At 59.7% G+C, this 1394-nt stretch carries 1 protein-coding gene; it reads left to right on the top strand.

Annotated features, from left to right (window positions below):
- Nucleotides 1–1394 (top strand): Fe-S cluster assembly protein SufB (gene sufB, locus HAPAU_RS19425; protein WP_066385909.1); only part of this gene is annotated, 1394 nt, incomplete at both ends.

The raw sequence follows: 1394 nt of genomic DNA, 5'->3' as shown, positions 1-1394 counted from the left end.
GAAGAACTCACGAAAAACCAGGAGCGCTTCGACCACAAAAACGAGGAGCGATCCGCCTTCCGCTCCGAAAAAGGACTCACCGAAGAGGTCGTTCGCCTCATCAGCGAGGACAAAAACGAACCCGACTGGATGCTCGACCGTCGCCTCAGAGCGCTCGAGCACTACCAGAACATGCCACTCCCGACGGATTGGCCCGGCCAACCCGATCTCACCCAACTCGACGTCGAGGAGATCATTCCCTACATCCGCCCCGACGTCGAAGCACGGGGCAGCGTCGACTCCTGGGAAGACGTCCCCGAGGACATCAAGGACACCTTCGAGAAACTCGGCATCCCCGAAGCCGAACGCGAATCGCTCTCGGGGGTAGGCGCCCAGTACGAGAGCGAGGTCGTCTACCAGAACATGCAAGAACAGTGGCAGGAAAAGGGTGTGGTCTTCATGAACATGGACGAGGCCGTCCAGGAACACCCCGAGATCGTGAAGGAACACTTCATGACCCGGTGTGTCCCGCCCAGCGACAACAAGTTCGCCGCGCTCCACGGCGCCGTTTGGAGCGGTGGGAGCTTCGTCTACGTTCCCGAAAACGTAACGGTGGAGATGCCCGTTCAGGCCTACTTCCGCATGAACTCGGAAGGGATGGGCCAGTTCGAACACACGCTGATCGTCGCCGAGAAAAGCTCGGAAGTCCACTACATCGAGGGCTGTTCAGCACCCAAGTACGGCACGCACAACCTGCACTCGGGTGGCGTCGAAGTGTTCGTCGGCGAGGACGCCCACGTCCAATATAGCACCGTGCAGAACTGGTCGAAAAACACCTTCAACCTCAACACCAAGCGCGCCATCGCCGAGAAGGGCGGCCGGATGGAGTGGGTCTCCGGTTCGATGGGTTCGAAGGCGACGATGCTGTACCCGTGTACGATCCTGAAAGGTCGCGGGGCGAGCGCGAACCACATCAGTATCGCGTTCGCGGGCGAGGGCCAGGACATCGACACCGGGGCGAAAGTGTATCACAACGCGCCCAACACCAACTCGACGATCGAATCGAAATCGATCAGCAAGGACGGCGGGCGGACGAACTATCGTGGACTCGTGCACATCTCGGACGGGGCGGAGAACTCCAGTACGTCGGTGGAGTGTGACGCGCTGATGTTCGACAACGAGTCCGTATCGGATACGATGCCGTACATGGAGATCAACGAGTCGAAGGTCGACGTCGCCCACGAGGCTACGGTGGGGAAGATCGGCGACGAGGACGTCTTCTACCTCCAATCCCGTGGTCTCGATGATGACGACGCCAAACAGATGATCGTGAGCGGGTTCATCGAGCCGATCACCGAGGAACTGCCCATCGAGTACGCTGTCGAGCTCAACCGGCTCATCGAACTCGAAATGGA

It is taken from the genome of Halalkalicoccus paucihalophilus (assembly GCF_001593955.1).
Taxonomy (GTDB): domain Archaea; phylum Halobacteriota; class Halobacteria; order Halobacteriales; family Halalkalicoccaceae; genus Halalkalicoccus; species Halalkalicoccus paucihalophilus.
This window is presented reverse-complemented; position numbering and strand designations above follow the sequence as displayed.